14 protein-coding genes and 1 pseudogene are annotated in these 15,356 nt (G+C 69.2%); 5 read left to right on the top strand and 10 right to left on the bottom strand.

The genetic code is table 11. The features are described 5' to 3' along the window. Positions 1 to 5: 5 nt before the first annotated feature. The 5 genes from VG502_RS04685 to VG502_RS04665 form a co-directional block, all read right to left on the bottom strand. Positions 6 to 3,458, bottom strand: a complete 3,453-nt coding sequence (locus VG502_RS04685; protein ID WP_325548867.1) for a phosphodiester glycosidase family protein — start codon at positions 3,456 to 3,458, stop codon at positions 6 to 8. Positions 3,459 to 3,549: 91 nt separating this feature from the next. Continuing rightward, positions 3,550 to 4,419: a 5-oxoprolinase subunit C family protein gene (locus VG502_RS04680; RefSeq protein WP_325548866.1), complete on the bottom strand. Its 870-nt coding sequence runs from the start codon at positions 4,417 to 4,419 to the stop codon at positions 3,550 to 3,552. Positions 4,420 to 4,430: 11 nt separating this feature from the next. Continuing rightward, positions 4,431 to 5,078 carry a 5-oxoprolinase subunit B family protein gene (locus tag VG502_RS04675; RefSeq protein ID WP_325548865.1) on the bottom strand — a complete coding sequence of 216 codons (648 nt, stop codon included), beginning with the start codon at positions 5,076 to 5,078 and terminating at the stop codon, positions 4,431 to 4,433. Next, the gene (locus VG502_RS04670) at positions 5,071 to 5,832 is read right to left on the bottom strand and encodes a LamB/YcsF family protein (RefSeq protein ID WP_325548864.1); all 762 of its coding nucleotides are present in this window, start codon (positions 5,830 to 5,832) and stop codon (positions 5,071 to 5,073) included. The genes VG502_RS04675 and VG502_RS04670 overlap by 8 nt, the downstream gene beginning before the upstream one ends. Before the next feature lie 60 nt (positions 5,833 to 5,892). Next, the gene (locus VG502_RS04665; RefSeq protein ID WP_325548863.1) at positions 5,893 to 6,084 is read right to left on the bottom strand and encodes a hypothetical protein; all 192 of its coding nucleotides are present in this window, start codon (positions 6,082 to 6,084) and stop codon (positions 5,893 to 5,895) included. Between the two features lie 175 nt (positions 6,085 to 6,259). Between VG502_RS04665 and VG502_RS04660 the strand changes: the two genes are divergently transcribed. After that, positions 6,260 to 7,960, top strand: a complete 1,701-nt coding sequence (locus VG502_RS04660; protein ID WP_325548862.1) for an ABC-F family ATP-binding cassette domain-containing protein — start codon at positions 6,260 to 6,262, stop codon at positions 7,958 to 7,960. Between the two features lie 78 nt (positions 7,961 to 8,038). Here the strand turns inward: VG502_RS04660 and VG502_RS04655 are convergent, their stop codons facing one another. Together VG502_RS04655 and VG502_RS04650 are read right to left on the bottom strand one after the other, a co-directional pair. Beyond that, positions 8,039 to 8,461 carry a PPOX class F420-dependent oxidoreductase gene (locus VG502_RS04655; RefSeq protein ID WP_325548861.1) on the bottom strand — a complete coding sequence of 141 codons (423 nt, stop codon included), beginning with the start codon at positions 8,459 to 8,461 and terminating at the stop codon, positions 8,039 to 8,041. Further along, positions 8,461 to 9,321, bottom strand: coding sequence for an SDR family oxidoreductase (locus VG502_RS04650; RefSeq protein ID WP_325548860.1), 861 nt, complete (start codon positions 9,319 to 9,321; stop codon positions 8,461 to 8,463). The genes VG502_RS04655 and VG502_RS04650 overlap by 1 nt, the downstream gene beginning before the upstream one ends. A 39-nt stretch (positions 9,322 to 9,360) precedes the next feature. On the opposite strand from VG502_RS04650, the pseudogene VG502_RS21875 reads away from it, so the two are divergent. Continuing rightward, positions 9,361 to 9,974, top strand: a pseudogene (locus VG502_RS21875) (putative immunity protein). A gap of 97 nt (positions 9,975 to 10,071) precedes the next feature. Here VG502_RS21875 and VG502_RS04640 read toward each other — a convergent pair. Both VG502_RS04640 and VG502_RS04635 read right to left on the bottom strand, forming a co-directional pair. Then, positions 10,072 to 10,914 carry an SDR family NAD(P)-dependent oxidoreductase gene (locus VG502_RS04640; RefSeq protein ID WP_325548859.1) on the bottom strand — a complete coding sequence of 281 codons (843 nt, stop codon included), beginning with the start codon at positions 10,912 to 10,914 and terminating at the stop codon, positions 10,072 to 10,074. Between the two features lie 160 nt (positions 10,915 to 11,074). Next, a complete protein-coding gene (locus VG502_RS04635) occupies positions 11,075 to 11,635 on the bottom strand; it encodes an ArsR/SmtB family transcription factor (RefSeq protein WP_325548858.1) in 561 nt (186 codons plus the stop codon). A 215-nt stretch (positions 11,636 to 11,850) separates the two neighbouring features. On the opposite strand from VG502_RS04635, the gene rplM reads away from it, so the two are divergent. From rplM to glmM, 3 genes are all read left to right on the top strand, one after another. Then, a complete protein-coding gene (gene rplM / locus VG502_RS04630) occupies positions 11,851 to 12,300 on the top strand; it encodes a 50S ribosomal protein L13 (RefSeq protein ID WP_325548857.1) in 450 nt (149 codons plus the stop codon). Positions 12,301 to 12,332: 32 nt separating this feature from the next. Beyond that, positions 12,333 to 12,839, top strand: a complete 507-nt coding sequence (gene rpsI, locus VG502_RS04625; protein WP_325548856.1) for a 30S ribosomal protein S9 — start codon at positions 12,333 to 12,335, stop codon at positions 12,837 to 12,839. Positions 12,840 to 13,307: 468 nt separating this feature from the next. Next, complete coding sequence (gene glmM / locus VG502_RS04620; RefSeq protein ID WP_325548855.1) at positions 13,308 to 14,663, top strand: phosphoglucosamine mutase; 1,356 nt, start codon at positions 13,308 to 13,310, stop codon at positions 14,661 to 14,663. Between the two features lie 87 nt (positions 14,664 to 14,750). On the opposite strand, the gene VG502_RS04615 is transcribed toward glmM, so the two are convergent. After that, positions 14,751 to 15,296: an NADPH-dependent FMN reductase gene (locus tag VG502_RS04615; protein WP_325548854.1), complete on the bottom strand. Its 546-nt coding sequence runs from the start codon at positions 15,294 to 15,296 to the stop codon at positions 14,751 to 14,753. Between the last annotated feature and the right edge of the window lie 60 nt (positions 15,297 to 15,356).

Below are 15,356 nucleotides of genomic sequence, written 5' to 3'. Positions count from 1 at the left end.
CGTGGTCACCCGACGCGGATCGTCGCGTCCTGGGTGACTCCGTTGACGGTGACCCGCAGCGTCGCCGTGCCCCGCCGTAGGCCGGTCAGGGTGCCGGTCGACGGGTCGAAGGACACGACCGCCGGTCCGTGCGCGGTGCCGATGCGCACACCGTCGCCGCCCCACTCGGCACTGACCGGCCAGGCGACCGGGACCTTGCGGGTCTCATCCTGGTCGATGGTTGCAGTCGCCGTCCCTGTCCCGCCGACGGCGAGCGTCGCGGGTGCCGAGAGGGTCAGCGCGTCGACGCGGGCGTGGGTCTGGACGCGCAACCAGTGCAGCCGGGCGCCCGTCGCCGGCACGGTGCCGACGTCACCGGCAGCCGGGTCGATACCGAGCATCGTCCAGCCGGTGAAGCCGCCCTGCTCCGGTGTGCCGCTCGGCGTCTTGCCGGAGTTGCCGTTGGTCACGCGGGTCACCCCGCCGGCGGAGTCGGTGTAGAAGATGCCGATGTGGCCGTTGACCTGGGCGATCGACTTGCCGCTCGTGGCGGTGAAGCGCGCGAGGGTCCGCTTCAGGGCTGCCGCCTCGTAGCGGTCGCCGAGTTGCGATGCCTTGTCCGGCTGCGGGTCATCGACCGGGTGGTGGTTGAAGACCAGCACGCCGGTGATCAGCGGGTTCTTCGCGGCGTCGGCGAGCTGCTTCTCCAGCATCTGCAGCTGGGTGGTCGAACCGCCCGGGTGCAGCGTGCCCGACGACGAGTCGAGCGTGATGACCCTCGTCCGGCCGAGATCGCGATGACCCGACGTCGCGCCGAAGACCTTCTCGAAGTTGCTGATCGGGCCGCCCATCACCTCGTGGTTGCCCGGCACGTAGATGTACGGCAGTTTCGTGCCGACCTCCTCGTCGAGGACCTTCTTGGCGAACTCGATGTCGGCCGGCGAGGCCTCGTCGACGAAGTCGCCGTCGATGACGAGCAGATCCGGCTTGGCGGCGAGGATCTCGCGCAGGGCGCGGCGGCCGGCCCTCACGATCGGCGAGTCCGGATCGCGCGCGACGAACTGCGTGTCGCTCAGCACCGCGATCCGTTGCGGGCTGTCGTCGGTGGTGCCGTTCGTGACGACGGCCGGGTCGGCCGGCCACGGCGCGTCGGGCAGGGTGGTCTCGGGCGGGACCTGCGCGGTCAGGCCGGCGATTGCCAACCGGTCGGTGTAGCTCGCGTCCGACCGGGTCTCCATGAAGCGGATCTTGGTCAACGTCAGCGGGTATGGCGTCCCCGCCGGCACCGGGAAGCGCACCTGCTTCCAGCCGTTCCAGGTGACGACCGGATTGCTGCCGCCCTGCTCTGGATCCAGGTTCGTCGTCGTGCCGTCGCCCTTGGTGACCATCAGGCGCGGCCACTCGCCCTTGCCGGTGCCCTTGATCCACAGCGAGAGTGCCTGCGGCTGGCCCGGGACCGCGATCGGCGCGGGCGGCACGGCATACGCACCCCGGGTGGCGGTGGTGGTGCCGAAGTCGAAGTCGAGGGCGAGGCCCCTGCTGCCGTCCGGGCCGTCGGTGGGAGACACCGAGCCGGTGGCGCGGTCCGCGGCGAACCTCCACGATGATGCGTCGGCGAAGTCGGCCAGTGTCTTCTCGTCATACCCGACGGTGACCGGGACGGTCACGTCGTGGCCCGCGACGGTGAACGTGATCGACGTCGAGACCTTGTCGCTGCGTGGAGTGACTGTGAACCCGTCCACTCCGTCCGCGGTGACGGTGACGCCGTCGCCGGCGCGCACCCGGACGTCGCGCGTCTCGACCGGGACGCTGAATCCGTCGGTGTCGGCCGCGGTCAGGGTGAGCGTGCCGGTGTCGTCCGCGGACGGTATCGACACCACGGACTCGGAGGGGATGAGGCGAGATACCTTGCCGTGCACCGTCATCGGGATGGAGCCGGCGTCGTGACCGGAGCGGAAGGTGACGTTCGCCGAGCCGGTGGCGCGGCCGCGTACGACGGTCTGCCCGGAGTCGCCGGCGATCTGCTCGAGGACACGTCCCGGGGTGGCGGTGAAGTGACCGCCGCCGGCGGCCGGGCCGAGGTCGGCCGCGAGTCGCGTCCCGTGCACCGTGCGGCTCAGGCCGATCAGTGTGTCGTTCGCCCCGTCGGCGGTGAGGCCGGCGGCGGGTTGCAGCTCGGGGCGTACTGCGACACCGGCGGAGGGCCCTGTTGCGGTGGAGCGGAAGACCAGGGCGTTGGAGACGCGACGCTCGGAGCCGTCCGACGGACGGCCGACGACGATCCGGTCCTTCGTCCCGGCGGGGCGGGCGACCATGTCGGTCGACCCGCCACCGTCCAGGTTGACGGCGTTCCAGGCACCGAGGTCGTCCATGAACGCAGCCAGCTCCTGGATCGTCATACCGTGGCTGTCGCCCTGGCGACCGTCGAGACTGACGACCCACAGGCGGCTGCCGTCCTTGCTGATGCCGATCGCCGTGCGTGCTGCGGTGACCTCGTCATCGGTTGTCCGCTGACCGTTCGCGAGCAGGCGCTGGCTGCCGCCGACGGCGAGATCGACGGACGCGTTGGCCTTGACCGTGACGGACGCCTTGTCGCCGACTGCGAGCGATGCGAGCGCGCTCGTCGCACTGCCGCGCGCCACGAGCACGGAGCTGCCGGACGGTATGTCGGCAGGCTTGTCGAGTGCGGACCGGTCGTCGCTGACGGCGGTGACGACCCCGTTCTCGACCGTGACGACACGGACCGTCTCGGACGCGCCGATGAGGCGGCCGATCGGGTACTTGCCCCACAACGACGTGAAGAGTCCGACCGAATCTGCTGTGAACGTAGGCGAATTCACCGCAGCCACCTTGGTGGTGTCGCCGTCGGCGGTGAGCGTCGCTGCTGACATCAGCTCGCGTATGGCGGCCCTGCCGTCGGTCAGGGTGAACGCCTGGCGCGGCGTCGACCCGGCGTTGTGGACCCGGCCGTCGGCGATATCGGTGCCGACGGGCGCGTCGGACGCGTTCATGTCGTAGTAATCGCCGTTGACCGCGGCGACCACATCGGGCTGGTCCGCGAACTCACTCACCGGTGCGTTGGCACCCGAGACGGCACCGCCGTCGGACAGCCCCAGCGAGAGGGACGGAGTGGTCAGGTCGGCCGTCATGACCCTGCCGGTGACCCAGCCGCCGGGCTGCATCCGCTGGAACGACGTCAGGTCCAAGCCGGGCGCGACCGCGGTGCTGTGCTGCCGCAGGTAGACCGAGGCGGCGCCGTCCAGCCCGACCAGGTCGTCGGTGCGGGTGGGGGAGGCGTGGGCAGAGAGGTGGTTCGCCGCCGCGGCGACCGGTGCTGTGGCCGGTGCCGCAGCGGCCGTGCCGGCCGGCGCCACCAGCGAGCCCGTGACAAGGGCTGCGGTGACGATCCCGACCAGCGCGCGGAAGGGGCGGGTGGGCTTCTGGGTGGGTACAGCGAACCTGTGACGAGGTGATTGCACCACCACACCCTGGCGGGTATCTGTCAGCGTGGCAAGAGTTTAGGCGTAAAGGTCATGCGATGTTTGTTTTTATCGCGAGGTGTTCGTGCGTTCAGTAGATGGGTGCCGGGCGCACGGCGAACCGGACCTGCGTGCCCGGAGCGCATTGCGCCAACTGGTCGAGGTCGTCGGCGTCGACCACTCCGATCACCGGATAACCGCCCGTCGTCGGGTGGTCGGCCAGGAAGACGACGAGCTCGCCGCTGGGCGGCGCCTGGATCGCGCCGAGCGGGATCGCCTCGCTCGGCCGACTCCCGGCGGTCGCCGAGAGCCGAAAACCGTTCAGCCGCACGCCTATCCGGTCGCTGTCGCTGGAGACGGTGCCGACCGATCCGGTCAGGACCCGCCGGTCAGCCGCCGTCAGGGATTCGGCGCGTGGGGCGAGCGTGATGCCCAGTTCCACCGCGCTGCCCTGTATGGCGGGCGGTATGGCGGCGACCAGCGGCGGACCGACGACGTTGCGCCCGACGGGGAGGCGGGTGCCGGTGGTGACCGGGGCAGGACCGATGCCGCTGGAGGTGTCGGTGCTCCAGGAGCCGGCGAAATCGCCTGCCGGAGTCAGGCCGCCCCGCACGGTCAGGTAGCTGCGCAGCCCGTAGTGCGTTCTGCCGAGCTGCAACGTCGCGCCGGCCGGCACGAGGACGGGTGTGCCGAACTGCGCGGTCGCTCCGTCGACGGTGACCGGACACCACGCGCCGGTCACCGCGATCAGCACGGGTGCGTCCGGGCGCAGGCGCAGTCCGCCGAGCAGCACCTCGAGGCCGGCGGCCTGGGATGTGTTGCCCAGCAGGCGGTTTCCCCGGACGAGCGAGCCTCGGTCGACGGCGCCGGACACCGTCACCCCTTGCCCGGCGAGACCCGGACGCCCGAGGTCCTGGACCAGGCAGAGCGGCCCGGTGCCGACGATCTCCAACTGTGTCATCGGAGTGGATCTCATCGGACCGGCCGGAACTGGACGCGGTCATTCGGCGCCAGCGCGGCACCACCGGCGTCGAGGTCGAACATTCTCTGCTCGGTGTGCCCGACCAGCTGCCAACCACCGGGGGAGGACCCCGGATAGATCGCGCTGTAGCGGCCCGCGAACCCGACGGAACCCGCCGGGATCGCGGAGCGCGGTGAGTGGCGGCGCGCCACCTCCTGGACGTGGTCGTCGCGAGTCAGGTAGCCGAATCCCGGCATGAAACCGAGGAATTCGACGGTCCAGGGCGCGTCGGTGTGCCACCGGATCAACGTGTCAGTGGACATTGCGAGTTGCTGTGCCACCGTGTCCAGGTCGGGTCCGTCATACCGGACGTCGATGGTGTGCAGCCGGGTGTCGGACGCTTCCGCGGCCGGCAGTGCGGAGAGGTCGAGGTCGGCCAGCTCCCGGGTGACGCGGCGCAGCCGCTGCTGCGCATCGGACTCGTCGATCGTCAGATCCGAAACATCAAGGAGCACAGTCAATTCCGCGGGTATGACGGAAACCCCCGCATGATCGGTGGAGTCCAACCACCGGGTCAGCGCCCGCCGGCTCATCGCATCCGGCAACTCGACGAGGACCGCGCGTGCGCCATACGGCCGAAGCGTGAGGGTGTCAGTCATGATCGACGAAGGGCGCGAGGTCGATCCCCGCATCGACCAACGCATCACGGACCGCGGTCGCCATCGCGACCGCATCGGGCGAGTCCCCGTGCACGCAGATCGACTCGGCATCGGTCGGCACGATCGACCCGTCGATCGTCTCCACCTGGTGGGTGAGAACCATGTGCGCCGCACGCTGCGCGATCTCAGCCGGGTCGGTGAGCACTGCTCCGGGCGATGTCCGAGGTACCAGGGTGCCCTCCGCGGTGTAGGCGCGATCGGCGAAAGCCTCTGGCACCGCACGTATTCCGGCGGACGATGCCGCGGCGAGGACCGCCGAACCCGGAAGGCCCAGGATGGGAATCTCGCCCGCCGCGGCGACCGCCCGGACGACGGCTGCCGCCTGCTCCTCGTGGTGCACGACGGTGTTGTAGAGCGCGCCGTGCGGCTTGACGTAGCTGACGCGGCTGCCGACGCTGCGCGCGATGCCGTCGAGTGCGCCGATCTGGTAGAGCACATCGGCATACAGATCCTCGGCCGATACGTCGATGAAGCGGCGCCCGAATCCGGCGAGGTCGCGGTAGGCGACCTGTGCGCCGATCCGCACGCCGCGCTCGGCGGCCGCCGCACAGGTCCGCACGAGGGTTGCCGGGTCGCCGGCGTGGAAGCCGCACGCGACGTTCGCCGACGTCACGACCTGCAGCAACGCCTCGTCATCACCGAGTCGCCACCGGCCGAAGGACTCGCCGAGGTCTGCGTTCAGATCGATGCGCATGGCATCAGGCTAGTGCCGAGGGTGTCTCCCAACCGGCCGGCTGCGTACGGATGACGTGGGTCAGTTGATCGGGGGGAAGCCGCCCGATCCCCCAGTGGCGCGTCGCGACTCGGCCCTCGCAGTGCCGTTCTGCAATGCATTGTGGTTGTCGACGCCGCTGCCCAAACCGCTGCCGCCGCCGCGGCTGCGGACGATAAGGGCCATTGCGGTGCACAGTGCGAGAAAGATGACCAGGCAGATGATCCAGAACATGATGTCCTCCCTGATGGATCGGTGAAAACCCCTGACGGTCAGTAGAGCACGTTGCCGAGCCGTTCGGTTGTCCCGAGACCGGATCGAAACCTTGAGGTAGAGCAGTGCTGAGGCACGAGCCACGTGTCGAAACCCATGTGACGCGCCCCGGGTGCATACGTGATGCTTGACGGTCGTGGGTCATATTGATGTTGCCGGTGTGCACTACTTCCTGCCCGACGGGCGGCCGCTGCTCGGCGGCGTGAGCCTGCGGGTGGGCGATGGCGCCAAGGTCGGACTGGTCGGTCCCAACGGCACGGGCAAGACCACTCTGCTGCGGATCATCTCCGGCGAGCTCGATGCCCACGAGGGCGCGATCACCCGCTCCGGCGGTCTCGCGGTGATGCCGCAGTTCATCGGTCGCGCTCGCGAGGAGGGTGAGGAGTTCAGCGTCCGCGACCTGCTGCTCACCGTCGCACCGGAGCGGATCCGCAAGGTTGCCAAGGCCGTTGACGTCTCCGAGCTGGCGATCATGGAGCGCGACGACGAGCCGGCCCAACTGGCCTACGCGCAGGCGCTCGCGGACTGGGCCGAGGTCGGCGGCTACGACTGGGAGACACAGTGCGACGTCTGCACGGTGGCGGCGATCGGCATACCGTTCGACAAGGCCCAGTTCCGTGATGTGTCAACGCTTTCCGGTGGTGAGCAGAAGCGCATCGTCCTCGAGTCGCTACTGCGTGGACACGAGGAGGTGCTGCTGCTCGATGAGCCGGACAACTCGCTCGACGTCCCGACCAAGCGCTGGCTCGAGGAGCAACTCGTCGCGTCGCCCAAGACCGTGCTCTTCATCAGCCACGACCGCGAGATGCTCGCCAACGTCGCAACCCGCATCGCGACGCTGGAGCCGGCCGCGGCAGGTGCCAACGCCTGGGTGCATCCGGGCAGCTTCACGACATACCACCAGGCACGGATCGACCGGATCAACAAGCTGGAGGAGTCGCGGCGGCGCTGGGACGAGGAGCAGCTGAAGCTCAAGCAGCTCGTCCAGATGTACAAGATCAAGGCGGCATACAACTCCGACATGGCGGCGCGCTATCGCGCGGCGCAGACCCGGCTGGCGAAGTTCGAGGAGGCCGGCCCTCCCGAGGTCGTGCCGTTCGAGCAGAACGTCAACATGCGGTTGTCCGGCGGCCGCACGGCCAAGCGCGCCGTCATCTGTGAGGGGTTGGAGCTCACCGGGCTGATGAAGCCGTTCAACCTCGAGATCTGGTATGGCGAGCGCGTCGCCGTGCTCGGGTCCAACGGCTCGGGCAAGTCGCACTTCCTGCGGCTGCTCGCGGCCGGCGGATCCGACCCGGACATCGAGCACCGGCCGGTGGGGGACAACCCGCCGAAACCGGTGCAGCACAGCGGAATCGCCCGCCTCGGGTCGCGTGTGCGACCAGGATGGTTCGCGCAGTCGGCGCAGGCGGGCAGCACCGGTGCGTGGCAGAAGCGGACCCTGCTGGAAATACTGCATCGCGGCGACGAGCACCGGGACGGCATGCCCCGCGAGCAGGCGTCCCGCGCGCTGGACCGCTACGAGCTGGCGCGTGCCGCCGAACAGACCTACGGGTCGTTGTCCGGCGGTCAGCAGGCGCGCTTCCAGATCCTGTTGCTCGAGCTGTCGGGCGCGACGTTGTTGTTGCTCGACGAGCCCACCGACAACCTCGACCTGCACTCGGCCGAGGCGTTGGAGGCGGGTCTCGACGCCTTCGACGGGACGGTTGTGGCCGTCACCCACGACCGTTGGTTCGCAAGGGGATTCGACCGTTTCCTGGTGTTCGGAGCCGACGGCAAGGTGCGTGAGGCGCCCGAGCCGGTCTGGGACGAGAAGCGGGTCGAGCGCGCCCGCTGACGCGGCACCCACCATCCCGAATGACGGCTTCCTCGTCGACTGACGGCCCAATTGGACCTTCGCTCGCCGAGGAAGCCGTCACTCGGCGGTGGTCTGGACGTTCCGGATGGACGGTTTCAGCTCGTGGGGCGGCAGAACCTCATCGATGCCCTCGCCGATGCCGAAGCTGATGATGCGCCGTGGGTGGATGCGGATCAGCGCATCGTCGCCGGAGCCGATGGTCTCGGCGGTGCCACGGATCTCGATGCACCGCACGCGCCAGGGATCGGTCGACGGGACATCGTCGACCACGAACGCGACCCTGCCGTTGTCCTGGACGTTGCGGAACTTCCGGCTGGCCGCCATCCGGTAGCCGTGTATGTCGATCGTCCCGGTTGCGGCAGCGACCCTGAAACCGACCGGGCTCACCTGCAGCGTGCCGTTCGGCTGGACGGTCGCCATCCGTCCAAGGTGCTGGGAACGCAGGTAATCGAGCTCCTCGGCGGTGAATATCTCGCGCATCACACCGCCTCTCGCTGGGCGGTCATGAAGTCCGTCGCATGCGCACGCGCCCAGTCCTCGAAGGTCAGCGGTGCTCGGCCGGTCAGGCGCTCGACGACATCGTTGACCGGTTCGGGCGTATGGCGCATGGCGTCCCAGGCGTCGAGCATGGAGCCCGGCACGCCGAGCTCGTCCCGTGCCTGTTCCACGCTGATCTCGTCCCAGCGCAGCGGCCTTCCGATCGCGGAGCCGATCGCGGACACCTGGTCGCGCTGGGTGATCAGGGACGGTCCGGTGATCACGTAGCGCTGTCCGTGGTGGCCATCTCGGGTCAGCGCAGCGGCGGCCACGGCGGCGATGTCCGACTCGTGGATCAGCGGTCTGGCCAGATCGCCCAACGGCCATCGGACGACGTCACCGTCGCGGATCTGACCGGCCCACTGTCGCGCGTTGGCTGCGAAGCCGGTCGGTCGCAGGATGGTCCATTCGGCGACGTGGTCGCTGATCGCGTCCTCGACCACATGCCAGAAGCTCTGCGGGTCGTCGGCAGCAGCGAGTGCCGACACATAGACGACGCGGCGCGCACGCTCGCCGAGCAGCCGGGCTATCGGGGCGATCCTGCGCCGGGTGTCGGCCCCGGACTCGAAGAACGGCCAGATCAGATGGACCGCATCGACGCCCTGCAACACGTGCTCGAGCGTTCGTGGATCTGCCAGGTCTACCAGCACCCGTTTCACCCCTGGGGGCAATGCGGCGTGTTCGTCGCGGGATGCCGCCAGCACCTCGACCTCAGGGCGCGTCGCCAGGTGTCGGACCAGGGCGCCACCCACGCTCCCGGAGGCTCCGAGCACCAGTACTCGTTGTATGTCGTTCGTCGTCATACGAGTGACGGTATGAGTTGAAGTTGACTTGAAGGCAAGGTGTCGTCGGCGGCGGATGACGCGACGGCGTCCACCCTTCGTTCCCAAGCGGCAACCCGTACGGTCAGGTCCGTGGCTTCTCCTCAAACGCTCAGCGAAGCGGATCGCCGGCTGGCCGCCGCGTGGGCAGCGGACTGCGCCGAGCGGGTTCTGGCGGTCTTCGAGGCCGAGGCTCCCGGCGATGACCGGCCGCGGGCACTCATCGCCCGGACCCGAGCGTTCGCACGAGGAGAGCTGGACACGGCGGCGGAGATCCGCGGTCGGTTCGCCGGTGGGGTGGGCGCTCGCGACGTGAGCGCCCCGGCTGCGATGCTGCCGCACGTGCTGCCGGTCAAGCAGTTGCCGTCAGTCACATGGGCGCACACGCACTCGGTGCTGCCGCGTATGCCGCACGCGCCGCGGCTCTTGCTCAGCCGGACCGGCCAGAGGTCGTTCAGGAGGAGATCCGCTGGCAGCTGCAGCACACCTCTCCAGAGCTGCGCCGCGCGCTGGTGTCGCTGCCGCCTGCCGGTCAGGACAGGTCGGGACCGCTGGGGCCGGGGCTGCTGTCCTCGGGCGAGATCGGCGCGATCATTCGCGAATTGCAGTACCAGCTCAGCAAATTCGAGGACTGACTGCCTGGGTTCGACCGGGAGCACGGCGGGCGGGACCACACTCCCACGCCCGCCGTGACCGGTGCCCGCCCTACGGTTGCTGCTGCACCGCGAACTGTCAGCTGAACTGGATGCCACCGTCGACGAGCACGGTCTGGCCGGTGACGTAGTCCGAGTCCTCACCCGACAGGTATGACACCAGTTGGGCGACGTCATTCGGCGTCGACACCCGACCCAGCTGGATCGAGCGGGCGTTCTCGGAGATGGCCTCACCCTGCTGCTGGCCGTTCTTCGCCGCGAGCTTCTCGTCGATCAGGTCCCACATCGCGGTGCCGACGATGCCGGGGCCGTAGGCGTTCACCGTGATGCCGTGCTCGGCCCATTCCATCGCCGCGGCCTGGGTCAGTCCGCGCACCGCCCACTTCGTGGCCGAATACGGTCCCAGCAGGGCGAACGGGCGGAACGCGACGATGGACGCTGCACCGATGATCTTGCCGCCGTGCCCCTGAGCCACCATCTGCTTGGCGGCCTGCCGATAGCTGTTGAAGACGCCGGTCAGGTTCACCGAGACGATCTTCTCGAAGTCCGCAGCGTCGTAGTCGAGCAGTTCCTCGACCTGCGCGATACCGGCATTCGCGATGAAGACGTCGAGGTGCCCGCCCGCCGTGACCGCGGTCTGCACCAATGCCTCGACCGACGACTCGTCCGCCACGTCGACCTCGGCGGCCGTCGCAGTGCCACCGGCTGCGGTGATGGTCGCGACGGTCTTGTCCGACTCCGCGCGCATCGAGGGAAGGTCGGCGACGATGACGTGCAGGCCGTCACGACCGAGACGTTCGGCAATTGCTTCACCGATTCCGCGGGCAGCTCCGGTCACGACGGCCACGCGCTGACCCGAGGGTGCCTTGGCCTTCGCCGCCTCGACGGTCGAGGTGGTCGCGAGGTCTGTGGTGCTGGTCATGTGCGTTCTCCCTGCTGGCTGGGTTCTTGCGACCGGGGGCCCGATCGCTCCAGCAGGAAACCAGCGCCGGTTCCGACGCCACAAAGGTGATTCTCGTCACGCGATAACGCGGTGTCACCCTGTGTTGCCGCGGCGGCACCGATCGCACGCGGTGCCGGTCTCAGCGATTCGGCGGAGCATCCACCGGCAGCAGGGCGGTGTATGCCGCGACGCGGCGCGCGCCGGGCGTTCCCGCGCCGGCACGTCGGTAGCGCTCCATCACCTCGGTCATCTCGGCGGCGAGTGCGGTGAGTTGCTCGGTGGTCACCAGCACGGCATGGTCGTTGAGGCCGCAGTGCTCCTGCCAGGTGGCCGGCCAGTTGGCGGTGTCGTCGATCCACGCCGCGGCGCGCTCGGCGAAGTGCTCGACGTAGTCACGCTGCAGCCATTGCTCGGCCGCGAGGTCGTCCTCGTCGAGTGGCTCGGGGTCGGTGCGACCGGCCGGCTCGGCAGCGGCCCACATGCGTCGGCGCCCTGCGCCGGTGCCGGTGTCCTCGATCAGCCCCGCCTCGGCGAGGCGCCGCAGGTGGTAGCTGGTGGCGCCGGTGTGGGTGTCGAGCGCCCGCGCGAGATCGGTCGCGGTCGCCTCGCCGTGCACGCGCAGCTGGGCCAGCAGCCGGGAGCGTAGCGGGTGTGCGAGGGCGCGGAGCTGGTCCGACGCGGAGCTGCGGGCGGTCGGCATACATGCACAATAGTTGTGCACAGAAGGTGTGTAAACCCTCTCGTCATACGCTGTATGGCGGTGAAAATCCTTCGCGGGTAAGGGGATCCGCTCGATTTGGGGCGCCCGCGGCGTCCCCGTAGAATTGGTGACTGTTGTGCATTGCGCGCAACCACCGATCTCCAGGGCGACCGCCGGTTGCCCCGAGTCCACGAACAACAAGTAAAGGCAGACTCGTGCGTACCTTCACGCCCAAGCCGGCGCAGGTCCAGCAGGACCGCGTGTGGCACGTCATCGACGCCTCCGACGTCGTCCTCGGCCGCCTGGCCACCCAGGCCGCGATCCTGCTGCGCGGGAAGCACAAGCCGACCTTCGCGCCGAACGCCGACACCGGTGACTTCGTCATCATCATCAACGCCGACAAGGTTGCCCTCACCGGCGCCAAGCTCCAGAAGAAGAAGGCGTACACCCACTCCGGTTTCCCGGGTGGACTCAAGACCACCTCCTACACCGAGCTGATGGCGAAGAACCCGGCCAAGGCCGTCGAGAAGGCGATCCGCGGCATGCTGCCGCACAACTCGCTCGCTCGCCAGCAGCTGAGCAAGCTGAAGGTCTACGCAGGCCCGGAGCACCCGCACGCCGCGCAGCAGCCCCAGCCGTTCGAGATCACCCAGGTCGCGCAGTAAGCGCCCGCCGGACTTCCTAGGAGAATTGACAGATGACCGACCAGACCCAGGTCGACGTCCTGGAGGACGACGAGCCGCAGCTGACCAACTACACCTCCGAGTCGTCCACGGACGTCGCCGGCGACGAGCCCAAGGCTCGCCGCAGCGCCTCGGCACCGGGCTCCGGCACCGGCCGACGCAAGCAGGCCATCGCCCGCGTGCGCATCGTCCCCGGCACCGGTGAGTGGAAGATCAACGGCCGCACCCTCGAGGAGTACTTCCCGAACAAGGTGCACCAGCAGATCGTCAACGACCCGCTCAAGGTGCTCGAGCTCGATGGCGCGTATGACGTCCTCGTGCGCGTGCACGGCGGCGGTCCCTCCGGCCAGGCCGGCGCGGTCCGCCTCGGCGTCGCCCGTTCGCTGAACGGCGTGGACGAGGAGCTGAACCGCCCGACGCTGAAGAAGGCAGGCTTCCTGACCCGTGACGCTCGCGTCCCGGAGCGCAAGAAGGCCGGTCTCAAGAAGGCCCGCAAGGCCCCTCAGTACAGCAAGCGCTGATCTGGCTTATCGCCATACAAGAACGGCCCCGAGCGACGTGTTCGCCCGGGGCCGTTCTGCGTATGGCGTGTGGCGTGGGACGGGTGTGCCGCGAAAGGCGTCCCGAAGTGCCGACGGTCGGCACAACGGGACGGGTGTGGCGCGAAATGGCGTCCCGAAGTGACAACGGTTGCCGGAACGGGACGGGTGTGCCGCGAAATGGTGTCCCGAAGTGACAACGGTTGCCGGAACGGGGCGGGTGTGCCGCGAAACGGCGTCCCGAAGTGACAACGGTCGCCGGAACGGGACCGCCGCAACGTGCCGCCATACAACCCAAGTGGCGGGTGGGGCGTCATACCTGATGTGACTGGGTGCGCGGCACACCGAGCGATTTACCGACCGGACGTGCTGTCGCTTAGGCTGCTGGGGGTCGTTCTGCGGCCGCCGGTGCACTTGCGCGCCGGAGTCTTCGAGAGTTTGAGGTGATCCATGGGGCGCTTGTTCGGCACCGACGGTGTGCGCGGCTTGGCCAATCGGGACATCACGGCGGAGCTGGCACTGGACCTGTCCGTGGCAGCGGTGCGGGTGCTGGCCGAGGAGGGCGAGTTCGCCGGACACCGGCCCACCGCCGTCGTCGGGCGGGACCCGCGGGCGTCCGGTGAGTTCCTCGCAGCGGCGACCATCGCCGGCCTGGCATCGGCCGGGGTGGACGTCTACGACGCCGGCGTGCTGCCCACACCCGCCATCGCGTTCCTGACCGCAGCTGCCGGCGCCGACCTGGGCGCGATGCTGTCCGCGTCGCACAACCCCATGCCCGACAACGGCATCAAGTTCTTCTCGCACGGCGGGCACAAGCTGCCCGACGCGACCGAGGACGCGATCGAGGCGCGACTGCGCAGCGACTGGGAGCGCCCGATCGGCGATCAGGTCGGCCGCGTCAAGCCCTTCCCCGAGGGTGCCGAACGCTATGTCGAGCACCTGCTGGGCGCCATACCGCATCGCCTGGACGGGCTGCACATCGTGCTCGACACCGCCAACGGCGCCGCCAGCACCATCGCGCGGAAGGCGTTCGAGCAGGCCGGCGCGCGGGTCACCCTGGTGGGTGACACACCCAACGGCCTCAACATCAATGACGGCGTGGGCTCGACGCACCTGGAACACCTGCAGGTGCTGGTCCCGCAGATCGGTGCCGACTTCGGCCTCGCGTTCGATGGCGATGCCGATCGCTGCCTCGCGGTCGACTCGGCCGGCACCGAGGTCGACGGCGACCAGATCATGGCGATCCTGGCCCTCGACCTGCACGAGCGCCACGCGCTCGCCGGCGACACCCTGGTCGCGACCGTCATGAGCAACGAGGGCCTGATGCAGGCGATGACCAGTGCCGGCATCAACGTCATGCGCACCGACGTCGGCGACCGCTACGTCCTCGCGGAGATGCGTCGCGGCGGCTTCTCGCTCGGCGGTGAGCAGTCCGGCCACGTCATTCTGCTCGAGCACGGCACGACCGGGGACGGTGTGCTCACCGGGCTGATGCTCGCTGCGCGGGTTGCGTCGACCGGCAACTCGCTGGCCCAGCTCGCGGCCTGTATGACGCGGCTGCCGCAATGCCTGGTCAACGTCCCCGGCGTCGACAAGCACGCTGTCGACGGCCACCCGGTGGTGCAGGCCGCTGTCGCCGACGCCGAGCGTGACCTCGGTGGTCTCGGTCGGGTGCTGCTGCGCAAGTCCGGCACCGAGCCGGTCGTGCGGGTGATGGTCGAAGCCGCATCCGCCGAGCGCGCGCAGCAGATCGCGCAGCACCTGGCGACGATCGTCGCGAGTGAGCTGGCGTTGACCCCGGCCTGAGCGAGGCCTTGCGTCATACGACGTAAAGGGGTGTGCGGAGCAATCGCTCCGCACACCCCTTCTTCGTATGACGAGAAGTGTTGCGCCTCAGGCGGCTTCGGCCTGAACCGCGGCCTGCACCAGCGCCTCGACGGTGGCGCGCAGGGCGGCGCTGACCGGCTCGTGGGTGCTGAGGTCGACGTCGTTCAGCTCGGCCAGCGCGAACGTGGCGCTCGCATCGGTGAGCGGCTGGCCGCCGGCGATCGTCACGGCCAGGTGCGTGTGGTCGACCACGGTCGAGGTGTTGTGCGCGGCCGAGGAGACGGCGACCGGCTTGCCGCTGAGTGAGGACTGGCCGTAGGGGCGCGACGCCCAGTCGATGGCGTTCTTCAGCACCGCGGACAGCGTGCCGTTGTTGGCCGGCGAAAGCAGGAGCGCGGCGTCGGCGTTGCCGAGCTGGGTGCGCAGGCGGCTCACGGCCTCCGGCGCGACCTCGGTGTCATGGTCCTCGTTGTAGAACGGCAGGGTGTCGAGGTAGTCGACGATCTCGACCTCGGTCCCTTCGGGCGCGACGCCGGCGACGACGTCGGCGAGCTGGCGGTGGATCGAAGCGGAGCGGGGGCTGCCGACGAGGACGGCGAGCTTGGTGGTCATGTGATGCCTCTCGAGGCTGGGGGATGATCTGTCGATTTGGCTAAACGGACCATAGTCCGG

Origin of the sequence: Flexivirga sp. (assembly GCF_035551235.1) — a bacterium.
Lineage (GTDB): Bacteria > Actinomycetota > Actinomycetes > Actinomycetales > Dermatophilaceae > Flexivirga.
This window is presented reverse-complemented; position numbering and strand designations above follow the sequence as displayed.

Excerpts from the sequence above, each read along its gene's own strand:
- VG502_RS04680 (WP_325548866.1), bottom strand. The coding sequence starts at position 4,419 with ATGACACAGTTGGAGATCGTCGGCACCGGGCCGCTCTGCCTGGTCCAG.
- VG502_RS04675 (WP_325548865.1), bottom strand. The coding sequence starts at position 5,078 with ATGACTGACACCCTCACGCTTCGGCCGTATGGCGCACGCGCGGTCCTC.
- VG502_RS04670 (WP_325548864.1), bottom strand. The coding sequence starts at position 5,832 with ATGCGCATCGATCTGAACGCAGACCTCGGCGAGTCCTTCGGCCGGTGG.
- VG502_RS04665 (WP_325548863.1), bottom strand. The coding sequence starts at position 6,084 with ATGTTCTGGATCATCTGCCTGGTCATCTTTCTCGCACTGTGCACCGCA.
- VG502_RS04655 (WP_325548861.1), bottom strand. The coding sequence starts at position 8,461 with ATGCGCGAGATATTCACCGCCGAGGAGCTCGATTACCTGCGTTCCCAG.
- VG502_RS04650 (WP_325548860.1), bottom strand. The coding sequence starts at position 9,321 with ATGACGACGAACGACATACAACGAGTACTGGTGCTCGGAGCCTCCGGG.
- VG502_RS04640 (WP_325548859.1), bottom strand. The coding sequence starts at position 10,914 with ATGACCAGCACCACAGACCTCGCGACCACCTCGACCGTCGAGGCGGCG.
- VG502_RS04635 (WP_325548858.1), bottom strand. The coding sequence starts at position 11,635 with ATGCCGACCGCCCGCAGCTCCGCGTCGGACCAGCTCCGCGCCCTCGCA.
- rpsI (WP_325548856.1), top strand. The coding sequence starts at position 12,333 with ATGACCGACCAGACCCAGGTCGACGTCCTGGAGGACGACGAGCCGCAG.
- glmM (WP_325548855.1), top strand. The coding sequence starts at position 13,308 with ATGGGGCGCTTGTTCGGCACCGACGGTGTGCGCGGCTTGGCCAATCGG.
- VG502_RS04615 (WP_325548854.1), bottom strand. The coding sequence starts at position 15,296 with ATGACCACCAAGCTCGCCGTCCTCGTCGGCAGCCCCCGCTCCGCTTCG.